The sequence below is a fragment of the Bradyrhizobium sp. U531 genome (assembly GCF_051710265.1).
Classification (GTDB): domain Bacteria; phylum Pseudomonadota; class Alphaproteobacteria; order Rhizobiales; family Xanthobacteraceae; genus Bradyrhizobium.
In genome coordinates this window covers 347,303-361,495 of record NZ_JASVEN010000003.1, presented here as the reverse complement: position 1 = coordinate 361,495, position 14,193 = coordinate 347,303, and the positions used below count along the sequence as shown (strand labels likewise).

At 65.0% G+C, this 14,193-nt stretch carries 13 protein-coding genes; 8 read left to right on the top strand and 5 right to left on the bottom strand.

Annotation, left to right across the window (positions count from 1 at the left end):
- Positions 1-45 precede the first annotated feature (45 nt).
- Positions 46-321, top strand: coding sequence for a hypothetical protein (locus QRQ56_RS17980; RefSeq protein WP_438741891.1), 276 nt, complete (start codon positions 46-48; stop codon positions 319-321).
- Positions 322-342: 21 nt separating this feature from the next.
- Here the strand turns inward: QRQ56_RS17980 and QRQ56_RS17975 are convergent, their stop codons facing one another.
- On the bottom strand, positions 343-1,377 hold the full coding sequence (locus QRQ56_RS17975; RefSeq protein WP_438741890.1) for a L,D-transpeptidase family protein: 1,035 nt from the start codon (positions 1,375-1,377) through the stop codon (positions 343-345).
- Between the two features lie 180 nt (positions 1,378-1,557).
- Between QRQ56_RS17975 and QRQ56_RS17970 the strand changes: the two genes are divergently transcribed.
- Positions 1,558-2,520, top strand: coding sequence for a lytic transglycosylase domain-containing protein (locus QRQ56_RS17970; protein WP_438741889.1), 963 nt, complete (start codon positions 1,558-1,560; stop codon positions 2,518-2,520).
- A 62-nt stretch (positions 2,521-2,582) separates the two neighbouring features.
- On the top strand, positions 2,583-3,044 hold the full coding sequence (locus QRQ56_RS17965; RefSeq protein WP_438741888.1) for an NUDIX domain-containing protein: 462 nt from the start codon (positions 2,583-2,585) through the stop codon (positions 3,042-3,044).
- Positions 3,045-3,063: 19 nt separating this feature from the next.
- On the opposite strand, the gene QRQ56_RS17960 is transcribed toward QRQ56_RS17965, so the two are convergent.
- Genes QRQ56_RS17960 through QRQ56_RS17950 form a run of 3 tightly spaced genes read right to left on the bottom strand, consistent with a single transcriptional unit; the run spans position 3,064 to position 6,020 of the window.
- Entirely contained in the window at positions 3,064-3,444 is a 381-nt protein-coding gene (locus QRQ56_RS17960) for a cupin domain-containing protein (protein WP_438741886.1), read from the bottom strand.
- A gap of 20 nt (positions 3,445-3,464) precedes the next feature.
- Positions 3,465-4,169 carry an SDR family oxidoreductase gene (locus tag QRQ56_RS17955; RefSeq protein ID WP_438741885.1) on the bottom strand — a complete coding sequence of 235 codons (705 nt, stop codon included), beginning with the start codon at positions 4,167-4,169 and terminating at the stop codon, positions 3,465-3,467.
- A gap of 51 nt (positions 4,170-4,220) precedes the next feature.
- Complete coding sequence (locus tag QRQ56_RS17950; RefSeq protein WP_438741884.1) at positions 4,221-6,020, bottom strand: thiamine pyrophosphate-binding protein; 1,800 nt, start codon at positions 6,018-6,020, stop codon at positions 4,221-4,223.
- 225 nt (positions 6,021-6,245) lie between these two features.
- Here QRQ56_RS17950 and QRQ56_RS17945 point away from each other — a divergent pair, with 225 nt between their 5' ends.
- From QRQ56_RS17945 to QRQ56_RS17930, 4 genes are all read left to right on the top strand, one after another.
- The gene (locus QRQ56_RS17945; RefSeq protein ID WP_438741882.1) at positions 6,246-7,157 is read left to right on the top strand and encodes an IclR family transcriptional regulator; all 912 of its coding nucleotides are present in this window, start codon (positions 6,246-6,248) and stop codon (positions 7,155-7,157) included.
- Between the two features lie 140 nt (positions 7,158-7,297).
- Positions 7,298-8,542 carry an ABC transporter substrate-binding protein gene (locus QRQ56_RS17940; RefSeq protein ID WP_438741880.1) on the top strand — a complete coding sequence of 415 codons (1,245 nt, stop codon included), beginning with the start codon at positions 7,298-7,300 and terminating at the stop codon, positions 8,540-8,542.
- 19 nt (positions 8,543-8,561) lie between these two features.
- Positions 8,562-9,437: a branched-chain amino acid ABC transporter permease gene (locus QRQ56_RS17935; protein ID WP_438741879.1), complete on the top strand. Its 876-nt coding sequence runs from the start codon at positions 8,562-8,564 to the stop codon at positions 9,435-9,437.
- Positions 9,434-11,974, top strand: coding sequence for a branched-chain amino acid ABC transporter ATP-binding protein/permease (locus tag QRQ56_RS17930; protein WP_438741877.1), 2,541 nt, complete (start codon positions 9,434-9,436; stop codon positions 11,972-11,974). Before QRQ56_RS17935 ends, QRQ56_RS17930 begins: the two co-directional genes overlap by 4 nt.
- 99 nt (positions 11,975-12,073) lie before the next feature.
- Here QRQ56_RS17930 and QRQ56_RS17925 read toward each other — a convergent pair whose 3' ends face one another.
- Positions 12,074-13,057, bottom strand: a complete 984-nt coding sequence (locus QRQ56_RS17925; protein WP_438741876.1) for a Bug family tripartite tricarboxylate transporter substrate binding protein — start codon at positions 13,055-13,057, stop codon at positions 12,074-12,076.
- A gap of 450 nt (positions 13,058-13,507) precedes the next feature.
- Here QRQ56_RS17925 and QRQ56_RS17920 point away from each other — a divergent pair, with 450 nt between their 5' ends.
- Positions 13,508-14,164, top strand: coding sequence for a hypothetical protein (locus QRQ56_RS17920; protein WP_438741875.1), 657 nt, complete (start codon positions 13,508-13,510; stop codon positions 14,162-14,164).
- The last annotated feature ends 29 nt before the right edge of the window (positions 14,165-14,193 follow it).

The following is a 14,193-nucleotide window of genomic DNA, read 5'->3' as shown; positions in this document are numbered from 1 at the left end:
GCGGCTCTAGGATTCCCTGCAATCCAAGCCACCGGGGCCAAACGCATGTTCAAAGAGGGATCGCCGATCGCCTATGACGCGCCGGCCGAGCTGAAGAAGTGGCCGTCGCTCAAGGGCGAGCGGCAGAAGCACCGAGGTCCGCCCTATCTCATCTACAACGGCACGCTCGCCGACTGCGTCCGCGAGCTCATGGGCAAGCCGATCAAGGGCATCTCGCTCTACGACATCATGACGAAACCGCAGGCCGCCTTCGAGCAGACCGTGCTGTCGCCCGGCGATGCCGCCGAGATCGCGATGCGCAAGGACTTCCCCAAGGACTGATCCAAGGGATTAATTCGAGGATCAGTTCGCCGCGCGCTTGCCGGCCGTCGAGGCCCGCTGCTTCGAAGAAGACTCAGTCGGCGCATCGAGGAAGACGACGGGCGTGCCGCGCTTCACGTTTTCACCGAGCACGCGCGCATCCCAATTGGTGAGCCTGACGCAGCCGTGCGACGCCGACTTGCTGACCCGGTCGGGCTCCGCCGTTCCGTGGATGCCATAGCCCTGCGCCGACAACCCGATCCAGTACGACCCCACGGGATTGTTGGGCCCCGGTTTGACCTCGAACGGCTTTTTGGATTTTACGCTCTTGAATTTGTACTCGGGATTGTAGTGATAGGTGGGGCGCTCGTCAGTGGCGGTGACCTTCAGCGTTCCCGTCGGCGTAGGTCGATCCGGACTGCCGATTGACGCCGGATAGAACGCGACCAGACGACCCGAGGCCTCGAAAGCCTTCAGCGCCGCGTGCGGCTTGTCGATCTCGATGCGAACAATACGCGGAAGCTCTCGCCGCGCCGGCACGTTCGCGACGACGATCGTCTCGCCGCTCTTGTCAAACGACTTTCCGGGATTGAGCGTCCTCAGCAGCTCCTCGCTCATGTGGAATTTTTCCGAGAGCCCTTCGAGCGGACTGGTGAAGCTCAACGCCTCCAGCGACTTCATGTCGTCGAGCTTGGCCGGCAGCTTTTTGAGGAACGGCCCCTTCACGTCTGCATCGGTGATCTCATAGTCGACGAGGACTGGGCCTTCGCTTGCAGCGTTCAACTTGTCCCAGAGTTCTGGAGCAATGGTCTTGTCGACGCTGAGACCATTTTGCTCCGCGAACGCCTTCAGCGCCTTCTGCGCGTTTTCGCCGAGCTTGCCGTCGATCTGGCCGGGAGAGAATTGCGCGCGATCGAGCAGGATCTGAAGCTTCGTGGCCGGCGCGCTGGTCTTGTCGGCGGCCACCGGCTTTTCGGGGCGCGCGGCCTCATTCACCGCTTTTGCATCGAGATGACCCGCAACCGCCGGACAGACGAACCACAGCGACATCGCAGCGCCAAGCATCCATCGCGTCATGACTGCTCATCCCGTTCGCGAAAGGCCCGCAAGATCGCGGGGAGTTTCCCTTTGGGAACACCGTAGTAACACCGTAGCCGCCGTCGAAATCGCAGCTTTGCCGCAATCGGACGGTTAAGAACTCCTTATCGCCGGCGCAGCGCTGGCCCGTTCATCCCACAGTTCGAGGTTGCCCCAGCAATGCGATTTGTCGTCGCGGCTTGCGCCGCGTTCATGATTCTGATGTGCGACCTCGATCCGTCGGCGTCCCGGCAAGCATCAACTTTCGATCACGCCGCTCTTCAGAACGATCGGGCCTCCCCACTTGTTCCTGTGGTCGAACTCTTCCTTGCAAGCGTGCAGGCGATCGAGCTCGCCAATGCGCGCGCCGCCTATGAGCCGGTGATCGAGCCACCGCCTGTGGTCGAGCCAGCCCTGCAGGCGCCGGTTTCGTCCACCGAACGATTCTGCCATGCGCTTCGCGAGGCCGCGGAAGCCAGCGGCATTCCCGTGCCGTTCTTTGCCCGCCTGCTCTGGCAGGAGAGCCGTTTCAAGTCCGACGAGGTCAGCCAGGCCGGCGCACAAGGCGTCGCGCAGTTCATGCCGGAGACGGCTGCCGAAGTTGGGCTCGACGATCCCTTTGATCCCATGAAGGCGCTGCCGGCATCGGCGAAGTTCCTGCGCAAGCTGCGCGATGATTTCGGCAATCTCGGCCTCGCCGCCGCCGCCTACAATGCCGGCCCGGGCCGCATTCAGAAGTGGCTCGCCAAGGAAAGCGAGCTGCCGCGCGAGACGCGTGACTATGTCCGCATCATCACCGGCACCAAGGCCGAGGACTGGACCGAGCGCTCGGAAGCCATTGCGATCCGCATCGACCTGCCGCGCGAGGCGCCCTGCGAAGGCGTCGGCAGCCTGTCGAAGACGAAGGATGTCGCTTGGGTTCCCGTCAATTTGACGCCGTCCGCCAATGCGTTCATTCGCAAGGCCGAACAGCTCGCCGCGCGGCTGGCGACGAGCCGTGCCCGCAAGCGCTTCGCAACCCTGCTGCGGAAGAGCGCGACGGCCCACGGCAAGGCGCGCAGCATGATTGTCGCGCGTGCCGCCGGAAAGGGTGTAAAATCCCGCGCCATCCGTCTCGCTTTGCGCGAGCGGCCGTCTGGCTAGAATTCGGAGCCGCCCGCCTAGGCGGTTCCGACCTGGACCGCTGCGTCCGCACGAAACCTGCGATGCCATCGAAGAGTGCCGGGATCATCGCCTATCGGAAGCGCCGAGTGATCGAGGTTCTCCTGGTTCATCCCGGCGGGCCATTCTGGCGGAACAAGGATGTCGGTGCCTGGTCGATCCCCAAGGGCGAATATGCCGACGACGAAGATCCGGAAGTCGCGGCGCGGCGGGAATTTGCCGAAGAGCTCGGGCTGGAGCTGTCCGGGCCGCTGACCACTCTCGGTGAGGTCAGGCAGCGCGGAGGCAAGCTCGTCACCGCCTTTGCAGCCGAGTTCGATCTCGACATTGGCAATATCAGCAGCAACACTTTCGAGATGGAATGGCCGCCCCGGAGCGGCAAGCGACAGAGCTTCCCCGAGGTCGATCGCGCCGAATGGTTTTCGCTCGACAAGGCGAGCGAAAAGATCAACCCAGGACAACGCCCCCTGCTCGATCGCGTGGCCCGGCTGGCCGGCGGCGAATAGACGCGCTACGCGACGCCACTCAAACCGGCTTGTCGTCGTCCGTCACCGGCGACGTCACCACCAGGAAGACGAGATCGGTGAGGCCCGAATTCGCGATTGCGTGCTCGACGCCCGGCGGCAGGAAGATCACATCGTGCTTGCGCACCACATGGTTCTTGCCCGCGATCTCCATCAGCCCCTCGCCTTCGAGCACGTGATAGACCTGCTCCTGCACCTTGTGATGGTGCCGCGCGACATGGGCCATCGGCTGATACATCGAGATACGGTAGTCGATGTGGCGCGAGCCCGCAGTCTCCGGCATCACCAGCGGCTTCGACAGCGCCCCGCCAAAGTGATTGGGGAACTCGCGCCAGGGCACTTCGGCGATGTTGCGGATGAAGGCGCCAGTCTTCTCGGCCATGATCGTGCTCCTTTCGCGTCTCAGTTCACCAGCGCCCCGCCGTCGATGTAGACGATCGAGCCCGTGGCAAAGCCGTTCGCCATGAAGCTCGCGATCTGCCGGGCGATATCATCGGCCATGCCGACGCGGCCGACCGGCAACGCCGCCGCCGTCTTGGCCAGCATCTCCTTGCGCGCCGCCTCCGGCATCGCGGCCCGGATCGGCGTATCGATCACGCCGGGCGACACCGCATTGACGCGAACCGGCGCCAGCTCGAGCGCGAGCGCTCGAGCCAGCGATTCCAGCGCGCCATTCGCCGCGCTGATGATCGCCGAATTCGGCCGCGGGCGGACGCTGAGAAACCCGGTGACCAACGTCAGCGAGCCGCCGGCGCGGATATCGGCTTCGCGCGCGACACGCCAGGCGCCCCAGAACTTGCCTTCCATGGTGGCGCGGACGTCTTCCATCGCGACCGTCTTGAACGGTCCGGTGCGAAGCTGGGCCGCCGTCAGCACGACGTGATCGACGGGGCCGGTGCGGCGGAACAACTCGGCGACGCTCTCGTCGCTGGTGACGTCGGCAGGGATCGCCGTCACCTTCAACCGCTCCGCAACGGGTTCGAGTTTCGCGGCGCTGCGCGAGGCGATGACGACGTCAGCCCCATCTCTGCTGGCGAGCTCTGCCGTGGCGAGGCCGATGCCTGAGGAGCCGCCGATCACGACGACCTTCTTGCCTGCGAGCGTCATTTCCGTCTCCCGTCATCGTCTTGCTTGCTTTGGTGATTGAGCGCCGCGCGATCAGCCCGGCTGGAAGCGCGTGCCGATGCCGGCCTTGCTCTGGCCGAGACCAGGCAGCTCCCAGACGCCGGCGCCGGATGGATTGACGTCAGCGGCGATGTCGACGTCGATCAGATAGGGCTTGTTAGCAGCGATGCCCTTGCGAATGGCCTCGCCGATGTCGGCCGCACGATCGACCCGCACGCCCTCGACGCCACAGGCGCGCGCCATCGCCGCGAAGTCCGGATTGTAGCGCTCACCGGTCTCGGGATGCCTGAAGTCGGTCGCAAGCTCGCGGCCGCCGAGATAGCCACGCTGGAGCCCGCGGATCGAGGCATAGGCGTAATTGTTCCAGACCACCCACACCACCGGGAGATTGTACTCGACCGCGGTACCGAGCACGTTCGCATGCATGAAGAAGGCGCCGTCGCCGCACACCGATACGCAGGGACGATCGGGCGCCGCGAATTTCGCGCCCATCACGCCGGCGACGCCAAAGCCCATCGGACCAAAGCCCATCGAACCGATCAGCGAATCCGGTCGCTTCGGCTTGCAGAAGCCGAGCAGCCAATTGTGGTGCACGCCGATGTCGGAGACCAGGATCGCATCCTCCGGCAGCGCCTTGTCGATCTCGGCGGCGGCGCGCTGCGGATTGATCGGCGTGGTGTCATCGGAGAAACCGGGCGCGACGAACTTGTCCCATTCCTTGCGGTAGCCGTCGATCTGCGCCAGCCATTTCTTGCGTGCATCCGACTTCTTGAAGAGGTTGTCGCGGCGATCGAGCTCGGCGTGAACCTGCCGCAGGAAGGTGCGGACGTCGGCCATCAATCCGAGCGCGACGGGATAGTTGCGGCCGATCTCCTCGGGGTCGATATCGACGTGGATCAGGCGCGTCGGCGGGATGGTGAAGGAATAGCCGGGGATCCACGAACTCGAGGTGCGGTCGTCGAAGCGGACGCCGAGCGCGAGCAACACGTCGGCCTGACGCGTGGCGTGATTGGCCTGGTAGTGCCCGGCGCGTGCGACGAGGCCGAGCGCCAGCGGATGATTGACATCAAGCGCACCGAGCCCGCTCGCGGAGGCCGCCACGGGAATCTGGAGCCGCTCGGCGAGCTTGCGCAGCTCGTCCGCTGCGCCACCATAGCGCACGCCCTGTCCGACCAGCATCACCGGCCGCTCCGCCGAGAGCAGCATGTCGACCGCCTTCTCGACGCCTTCAGGATCGGCGCCGCAGCGGCTGGAAATGTTGGCGCTCCATTCGGCCGCCTTCGGTGCTTCCTCGGCCGCAGATTCCATGAAGACGTCGAAGGGCACATCGACCACCACGGGGCCGGGCCGCCCCGTGACCATCGTCTTCCAGGCCTGCCGCACCGCGAGCGGCACCATCTCGCCGCGGGTCGGCTGAAACACCTTCTTGCACATGGTGCGCACGGTGGAGGGGAAGTCGGCCTGATAGTGCCGGTACATCTCCTGGAATGCGCCGCGGTTGAACTGGCTGGTCGGCACGTTGCCGGTGATCGCCATGAACGGCACGGAATCGAGGTAGGCGTTGGCGAGCGAGATCGGCAAATTCGCCGAGCCAGGACCGCACGAGGTGAAGGTCGCCGTCGGCCTCCCCGAGACACGGTAATAGACGTCGGCCATGAAACCGGCGACGCTCTCGTGATGCACGGAGATCGTCTTGATCTCCTCGGAACGCTCGTACAGCGCGTCGATGAACTGAATGTTGCCGTGGCCGCAAAGCCCGAACACCTGCGGCACCTTTTCCTGGATCAGATAATCGACAATGACCTGGGCGCCATTCAGCATGTTCTTCGACATCAACCGTCTCCCTTTCGGCCCACGACTTCTTGTGGACCGAGGCGGAGAACACGGCGCGGTCGTCGCTGAGCCGCGGGCACCCTATTTCTCATAATGCTGTACGTCAATTTATATTGTGGTAGGCTGCCTTGAGCGAAATTGCGGGCTCCACTCCGACGGTCGCAACGTTGCGTGCTACTGTCACAGCATCGAGTCACGACGGATTTGCCAAAGGGGGCCTCGGCCTTGAGATCGCGTACCAAGCCTACGACCGGCGAGAAGCCCGCAAGCCCGCGCAAGGCCACGATTGCCAAGCTGGTCGCCGCTCCCAAAGCCGATGGCGACGATGAGGCCGAGGACAAGCAGCGCGGCGGCGGCGTTCAATCGCTCGGCCGCGCCTTCTCGATCCTCGAAGAAGTGGCGCGCCATCGCGAAGGCATCGGACTGGCTGAGCTGAGCAAGCTGGTCGGCCTGCACAACTCGACCACCTTTCATCTCGCCAAGACCCTGGTCTCGCTCGGCTACCTCCGTCAGGAGAAGGACAGCAAGCGCTACCGCATCGGTCGCCCCCTGTTTGCGCTCGCAGCAAGCGCGCTCGACGAGATCGAGATGGTCAATGTCGCGACGCCGGTGCTGGAAGATCTGTCGCGCGAAACCAGCGAAAGCAGCCATTTTGCCGTGCGAATGGGCGATGCCGTCATCGTCATCGCCCGCACCAGCGGCCCCGGCGCGTTCCAACTGACCGACCGCGTCGGCGTGGTGCGTCCCGCCCATTGCACCGCGCTCGGCAAGATCATCCTGGCCTCGCTGCGCCCCGAACAGTTCAAGCGGTTTCTCGATCGCGCGGAGCTGAAGCCCTCGACGCCGAAATCCATCACCGATGCCGGCGTGCTCACGCGCGAGATCGCCGAGGTGCAGCGCACCGGGGTCGCGTTCGACGACGGCGAGTTCAATCCGGAGGTGCGCTGCGTCGCCGTCCCCGTGACGGATTTCACCGGACAGGTGATCGGCGCGCTCGGCATTTCCGGGCCGATCTGGCGGCTCTCCAACCAGGCGCTGCACGAGGGCGCACAGATCGTCCAGGCCGCCGCCGACCGCCTGTCGGCGGAATTCGGCGCCAAGGACCGCGCCCACAAGGCGTTCAAGCAGAAGGTCTGAACGCGTCCAGGCGCGATTTTGCCGGTTGACACCGGCGATGTCGTTCGGGATTATCCTCCCGCATTAGAAAAACGTCTCTCACAATATCGGATAGCCGATCTTGAAGAAGGGACAGCCGATGCACCCGGGAGGAGACAGACATGATCCGCTATCCGCGACGGACGGTGTTACGCGCGGGCGCAGCCTTCGTTGGCGCGTCCGCACTGGGATTTCCGGCAATCGTCAGGGCGCAGGCCGACAAGATCCGGATCGGCCATTTGACGCCGCTGACCGGCTTTCTCGGGGTGATCGGCAGCTACGCCCAACTCGGGGTCAAGCTCGCGGCCGAGGAGATCAATGCCTCCGGCGGCGTGCTCGGCAAGCAGATCGACCTGCTCTCGGAAGATTCGATCAATCCAGCCACCGCCGCCACCAAGGCGCAGCGCATGCTGGAGCAGGACGGCGCGGTGGTGCTGCTGGGCGAGATCTCGTCGGCGTCCTCGCTCACCATCATGCAGGTCGCCGAGCGCAACAAGAAGATGTTCTTTTCGACCGGCGCGCGCTCGGACGCGCTGCGCGGCAAGAACTGCAACAAATATTCCTTCCATTGCGACATCCCGAACACGGTGATGGTCAACGCGGTCGGCACCGCGCTGTCGCAGAAGGGCATGGTGAAGGGCAAGAAGTTCTTCACGCTCACGGCCGACTACATCTTCGGCCATGATCTCTTGAAGGCCGCGAAGGCCTTCTTCGGCACGCATGACGCCAACCTGATCGGCGACGAGCTGATCGCGACCGATGCCACCGATTTCAGCCCCTATCTTCTCAAAGTGCGCCAGGCCAAGCCCGACGTGGTCTGCTGCAACCTCGCCGGCAACCAGGTCACCAATCTCGTCAAGCAATATGCCGAGTTCGGCCTGCCCTATCCCCTGGTCGGCTTCAACCTCAACACCGGCGATGCCTGGGCCGCGGGCGCCGGCAATCTCAGCGGCACATGGCCGACGGTCTGGTACCACACGCTGGACAATCCGGCTTCGAAGGCTTTCGTCGCCGCCTTCACCAAGAAGTACGGCAAGCCGCCGGAGAACCATGCCTGGATCGACTACGTCACGCTGAAGCTGCTCGCGGAGGCGATCAACACGACGAAGTCGACCGAGAGCGCGGAGCTGATCGCCTATTTCGAGAAGCAGACCCAGTTCGACATCATGAAGACGCGCAAGGCCTATTTCCGCAGCTGGGACCACCAGCTCGTGCAGGAGGCCTATCCCTTCACCGTGAAACCGAAGGACCAGATGAAGGACCAGTGGGACATGCTGGTGCTTGGCGAAGCCGTGCCCGCGGCGAACGACCCGCTGGAGGCGATCTATCCGACCAAGGAGCAGAACCCTTGCGAGATGAAGGCCTGACACGCGGCCTGGACGCGACATGCAGTTCGAGTTCTTAGCGGAACAGGTGGTGAATGGCCTCGTGCTCGGAGGCTATTACCTGCTCATCGCGCTCGGACTGTCGCTGATCTTCTCCGTGGGCGGCATCGTCAATCTCGCCCATGGTGCCTTCTATGCGCTCGGCGCCTATGTCTGCGTCGAGCTGACGCGGCGTTTCGGCTTCGGGCCTTCGGTGGTGATCTCGCCGTTCGCGGTGGCCCTGCTCGGCATCCTGTTCGAACGCTTCATCCTGCGCCGGTTCTATACCGCTGATCCGATCCTGAGCCTGCTCGTCACCTTCGGCCTTGCGATGGTCGCCGAGCAGGCGATCCGCATGATCTGGGGCGCGGCGCCGGTCTCGACCGAGATCCCGCAGAGCTTTCGCGGCTCGGTCATCGTCGGCGATTTCCTGTTCTCGCGCTATCGCCTGCTGATCCTGGCCGTCGTCGCGGCGATCCTGCTCGGCATCTGGCTGCTGCTGCAAAGGACCTCGTTCGGACGCGTGGTGCGCGCCGGCATCCAGCGGCCGGACATGGTGGCGGCGCTCGGTATTCGCCTGCAGCCCTACATGACTGGGATCGTGATGCTCGGCGTCGGCATGGCCGCTCTCGGCGGCGCCTTCTTCGCGCCGATCACGACGGTGCACCCGGCGATGGGCGCCGAGATCATGACCATCGCCTTCGTCGTGGTCGTGATCGGCGGCCTCGGCAGCTTCTGGGGCGTCGTCATCGCAGCGCTCCTCGTCGGGGTGGTGCGCGGCATCGCCATCCATTTCGAGCCAGCAGCCGGCGAAGCCTCGATCTACATCCTGATGTTCCTGGTGCTGCTGGTGCGTCCGCGCGGCCTGCTCGGCGAACGCATCGAGAAGTTCGAATGAGACATGCCTCCGCCATCGACAGGCTGAAGCCGCTTCTGATCGCGACCCTTGCGGTGATCGCGCTGCCGTTCCTGCTCAAAGGGTTCGGGCTGTCGCTGAACACCGGCACCTGGATCGTCGGTCTTGCGATCGCGACGATGGGGCTCAATCTGTGCATCGGCTATACCGGCCTCGTCTCGTTCGGCCACAGCGCCTGGTTCGGCGTCGGCGCCTATGCGGCCGGCCTGATCCAGCTGCGCTATTTCCCGGGCGAGATCTGGCTGCCGCTGATGGGATCGATGGTCGTCGTCGCCATCGCTTCGACGATCATCGGCATGCTGATCCTGCGCCGGCGCGGCGTCTATTTCTCGCTGCTGACGCTAGCGCTCGCCGCACTCGTCTACACCACCGCCTTCCGCTGGACCAGCCTGACCGGCGGCGAGGACGGGCTCGGCGGATTGAAGCGCGGCAGCATCGGCGCCACCAGCCTCGACGTCGCGCTCAACTACTATGTCGTGGTCGCGCTGATCGGGCTCGCCGTGCTCTACGTGCTGATGCGCCTGGTACGCTCGCCGTTCGGCCATGTGCTGGTCGCGATCCGCGAGAACCAGTTGCGCGCGAGCTTCCAGGGCTATCCGGTCGAGCGCTACAAGCTCGCGGTGTTCGTGATCTCGGCCGTCGTCACCGGGCTCGCCGGCGCGCTGATCGGCTTTCTCAACTATCTCGTCTCGGCCGAAGCGGTCTCCGTGCCGTTCGCCGGCGAGCTGCTGGCCATGGTCGTGATCGGAGGCATGCGCAGCCTGCTCGGGCCCGCACTGGGAGCGCTGTTCTTCATCCTGTTCCGCGAGCTGTTCTCGATCTGGACGTCGGACTGGCTGTTCTGGTTCGGTCTCACCTTCGTGGCCTTCGTGATGTATTCTCCGGGCGGCCTCGTCGGCATCGGTTCGCTGGTCATGCGCCGCTTGCGTCCGCCGGCGGAAGAGACCGCCGCGATGAGCCGCCGCAAGATCTATGACGGCCTGCCGCTCCCCGAATTTCTACGACCGCAGGCGTTGCAAGGCACCGTGCTGGAGGTCAGCGGCGTCTTTCGAAATTTCGGCGGCATCCGTGCCGTCGAGGACGCGAGCATCAAGGTCGCCGCCGGCGAGATCCACGCGCTGATCGGGCCGAACGGCGCCGGCAAGACCACGCTGTTCAACCTGATCTCCGGCCTTTACGCGCCCGACCGCGGCACCATCCGCCTGAACGGCCGCGACATCGCCGGCGTTCCGGCCGACCTGATCTGCCACCAGGGGCTGGCGCGCTCGTTCCAGATCACCAATCTGTTTCGCGGGTTGACGATCTACGAGAACCTCCGCCTGTCGCTGCAGGCGCGCCGGCCCATGCGCTTCAACATCTGGAACGACATCGATTCGTATCCGGACATCCACGCCGAGACCGCCGCGCTCGTCAAATTCCTCGGGCTCGAGGGCATCGAAGAGATCGAGGGCGGCGAGCTCTCCTATGGCGGGCAGCGGCTGGTCGATCTCGGCATCGCGCTTGGCAGTAAACCGCAGGTGCTGCTGCTGGACGAGCCTCTCGCCGGCCTTGCCGCGGCGGAACGCGAGCGCGTGTCGAACCTCGTCAGGAACATCGCCAGCAACATTCCCGTTCTGATCGTCGAGCACGATATCGACCGCGTGCTCGGCTTCTCGCAAATCGTGACCGTGATGAACCAGGGCGCCGTGCTGATGTCCGACTGCCCGAAGGCGGTGCGCGCCGACCTGCGGGTGCAGGAGATCTACACCGGCAAGGGCATTCCCGCGGTCGTGCATCAGCACAGCGTCGAGGACGCCGGCACCCGCGCGACTGTCTTGCAGCTCGAGGGCGTCAACACGTTCTACGGCAAGAGCCACATCCTCAACGACGCCGCGCTCGACGTGCGCGAAGGCGAGATCGTGGCGCTGCTCGGCCGCAACGGTGCCGGCAAATCGACGCTGCTCAAGTCCATCGCCGGCCTCGTTCCGGCGGCATCAGGCCGCATCGCCTATCATGGCGCAGACATCGCGCGCCTTGCCGCACCCGACATTGCCCGCCGCGGCGTCGGCTACGTGCCGCAAGGCCGCGGCCTGTTTGCCGGCATGACCGTGCGCGAAAACCTGGCGCTCGGACGCCTCGCCCGCAAGACCGACGGCAGCGACGGAGTGGTCTGGAACGAGGAGCAGATCCTGCATTACTTCCCGCGCCTGAAGCAGCGGATGAACGTCGCCGCCGATTATCTCTCCGGCGGCGAGCAGCAGATGGTGGCGGTGGCCCGCGCGATGTCGGGTAACGTGCGCCTGCTGCTGCTCGACGAGCCGTTCGAGGGGCTCGCCCCGGCCGTGACGCTGGAGCTGTTTAGGGTGTTCGACCAGCTCCGCACGCAGATGTCGATCGTGATCGTCGAGCACAATCTCGACCTCGTGCTGGCGCTCGCCGACCGCGTCTTCGCGCTGGAGCGCGGCGCGGTCTTCCATCAGGGCCCCGCGGCGCCGCTGCGCGACGATCTCGCCTACCGCAAGCAGATCCTGTGGCTGTGAGGGGCTGCGTGAGCTTCACAAGAGGCCGTCATGCCCGGGCTTGTCCCGGCCATGACGTCGTGGAGGCTTTGACCCGCACAACAATGAAGACCCGAGACCTTACTCCGCCTTGATGTTCGCGGCCGTCACGACCTCGGCAAGCTCCCTGGTCTCCTTCGCGATCTTGGCGGCGTAGTCGGCGGGGCTCAGCACGCTGACGACGCCTTGCGAGCCGAGCTTCTCCGCAATCGCCGGATCCCTGGCCGCAGCGACGATCTCCCGGTGCAGCGTTTCCAGGATCGGCGCCGGCGTCGATTTCGGCATGAAGAAGCCGACCCAGAACGAGATGTCGAAGCCAGGATAGCCGGCTTCCGCAACGGTCGGCACATCGGGCAGTGACGGCAGCCGCTCGGCCGAGGACACCGCGAGCGCGCGCAGTTTGCCGGCCTTGACCAGCGGCACGGCGGAGAGCGGATCGAACACCGCCAGCACCTCCTGCGCGAGGATGCCGACCTCGGACGCCGAGCCGCCGCGATAAGGCACGTGGATCAGCTTGATGCCGGCCTTCTGGCTCAGCAGCTCCATGGCGAGATGGGCAAGGTTGCCATTGCCGCCCGAGCCATAAGCGAGCTCGCCCGGCTTCGCCTTCGCCGCCGCGACGAGATCGGCGACGGTCTTGATGTCAGCCGTCTTGGGATTCTCCGGATTGACCACCAGCACCAGCGGCGCCGAGACGACGGTGGTGAGCGGCGCAAAATCCTTTTCCGGGTCGTAGCGGATATCCTTGAACAGGGTCTTGTTGAGCGTGATGGTGGAGGAGTTGCAGGCGAGCATCGCGTAGCCGTCACCGTCCGCGTGCGCGACGCCTTCTGCGGCGATCATGCCGTTGGCGCCGGCGCGGTTCTCGACGACGAAGGGCTGGCCGAGCTTGTTGCCGAGGCGATCGCCGATGATGCGTGCGACGACATCGACCGGACCGCCCGCGCTGAAGCCGACCATGATTTTGACCGGCCGCACCGGATATTTCTGCGCCATGGCTCCCGTCGGCAGCGCAGCGGCGCACAATCCGGCGATGACGGCCAGCAGGCGGGCGGTTCGTTGCATTGGTTCTCTCCCCAGACCTCGCGGCGCCGCTTGTGCAGTCTTGTTGGCGCGGCGCATCGGACGACATGAATAGCGGTCACGCCGGATTTCGCAATCGCGTTCGGGCGCCGGCATTCCGCCGCGCGGCAGGTCCGCACCGCTTCCAAACAAAAAATGCGAAAACAACCCCATGCACAGTAGACGGCCCGTGTGGAAACAACGACTTACAACGGAGCCGCGAGCTTCGGATGACACGAAATCGATTTTGACTCGTCGGGCAAAACAGGGGCATACTGGCATCATCGCGATCCGCGTAAGCATCGGCCTCCACGGCCATGGGGGTTTCACCTCGGTCGCGCACAAGCCCTGCATCGACATCTGACAACGCAACCGCCGCACAGCAGCTGCGCGCGCCGGCTTCGCATCAGCGGAGCCTGCCGGCGCGTGCCGTGGGCCCAAGGAGATATCGACATGACGACAGCCCTGACACGCAACGGCACGACGCCCATCGCCAGGTATAACAGCAGCCGGACGAGCCCACGGATCAAGCTCAACCGACGGGACATCGTGATCCAGCATTCCGACGCGCAAACCGGCGAACGATTGATGGGAGAAGCGCTCGGCGCCGTCGATCGCGACGCGCTGCACGGCATCCTCAAGCAATTGATGAAAGCCAGCGTGATCCTGCAGAAGCCCGACGAGGACAATCTCGCCTTCATGATCTCGATGGTGAAGGACATCGCGCCCCGGGATTCGCTCGAGGCCATGTTGACGGCGCAGATGGTGTCCGTTCACGTCGCGACAATGCGCTCCGCCTCCCGCCTCGCCTTCACCGAGGGCCTCTCGCAGCAGGAAGGCATCTCGCGCACATTGACCCGGCTGGCGCGCACCTTCGCGGCGCAGATGGAGGCCCTCAACCGCCACCGCGGCAACGGCGAACGTCCGATCACGGTGCAGAATCTGTCGGTGCAGGACGGCGGCAGCGCGATCGTGGGGAATGTCGCGCAGCACGCGCATCTGATCGCGGCCGAGCCGGGCACTGCGACGGACGCGGGACTGGTCACGCCTCGCGGAACCGGCGAACGCGAACCCGACCGGGCCGCAGCCAAGCAAGGCGCCGCCGCGTGAGCGTCAGCCACATCCGCAACACGCGCGCA

Coding starts and splice junctions, on each gene's coding strand:
- QRQ56_RS17980 (WP_438741891.1), top strand. CDS start 46: ATGTTCAAAGAGGGATCGCCGATCGCCTATGACGCGCCGGCCGAGCTG.
- QRQ56_RS17975 (WP_438741890.1), bottom strand. CDS start 1,377: ATGACGCGATGGATGCTTGGCGCTGCGATGTCGCTGTGGTTCGTCTGT.
- QRQ56_RS17970 (WP_438741889.1), top strand. CDS start 1,558: ATGCGATTTGTCGTCGCGGCTTGCGCCGCGTTCATGATTCTGATGTGC.
- QRQ56_RS17965 (WP_438741888.1), top strand. CDS start 2,583: ATGCCATCGAAGAGTGCCGGGATCATCGCCTATCGGAAGCGCCGAGTG.
- QRQ56_RS17960 (WP_438741886.1), bottom strand. CDS start 3,444: ATGGCCGAGAAGACTGGCGCCTTCATCCGCAACATCGCCGAAGTGCCC.
- QRQ56_RS17955 (WP_438741885.1), bottom strand. CDS start 4,169: ATGACGCTCGCAGGCAAGAAGGTCGTCGTGATCGGCGGCTCCTCAGGC.
- QRQ56_RS17950 (WP_438741884.1), bottom strand. CDS start 6,020: ATGTCGAAGAACATGCTGAATGGCGCCCAGGTCATTGTCGATTATCTG.
- QRQ56_RS17940 (WP_438741880.1), top strand. CDS start 7,298: ATGATCCGCTATCCGCGACGGACGGTGTTACGCGCGGGCGCAGCCTTC.
- QRQ56_RS17935 (WP_438741879.1), top strand. CDS start 8,562: ATGCAGTTCGAGTTCTTAGCGGAACAGGTGGTGAATGGCCTCGTGCTC.
- QRQ56_RS17930 (WP_438741877.1), top strand. CDS start 9,434: ATGAGACATGCCTCCGCCATCGACAGGCTGAAGCCGCTTCTGATCGCG.
- QRQ56_RS17925 (WP_438741876.1), bottom strand. CDS start 13,057: ATGCAACGAACCGCCCGCCTGCTGGCCGTCATCGCCGGATTGTGCGCC.
- QRQ56_RS17920 (WP_438741875.1), top strand. CDS start 13,508: ATGACGACAGCCCTGACACGCAACGGCACGACGCCCATCGCCAGGTAT.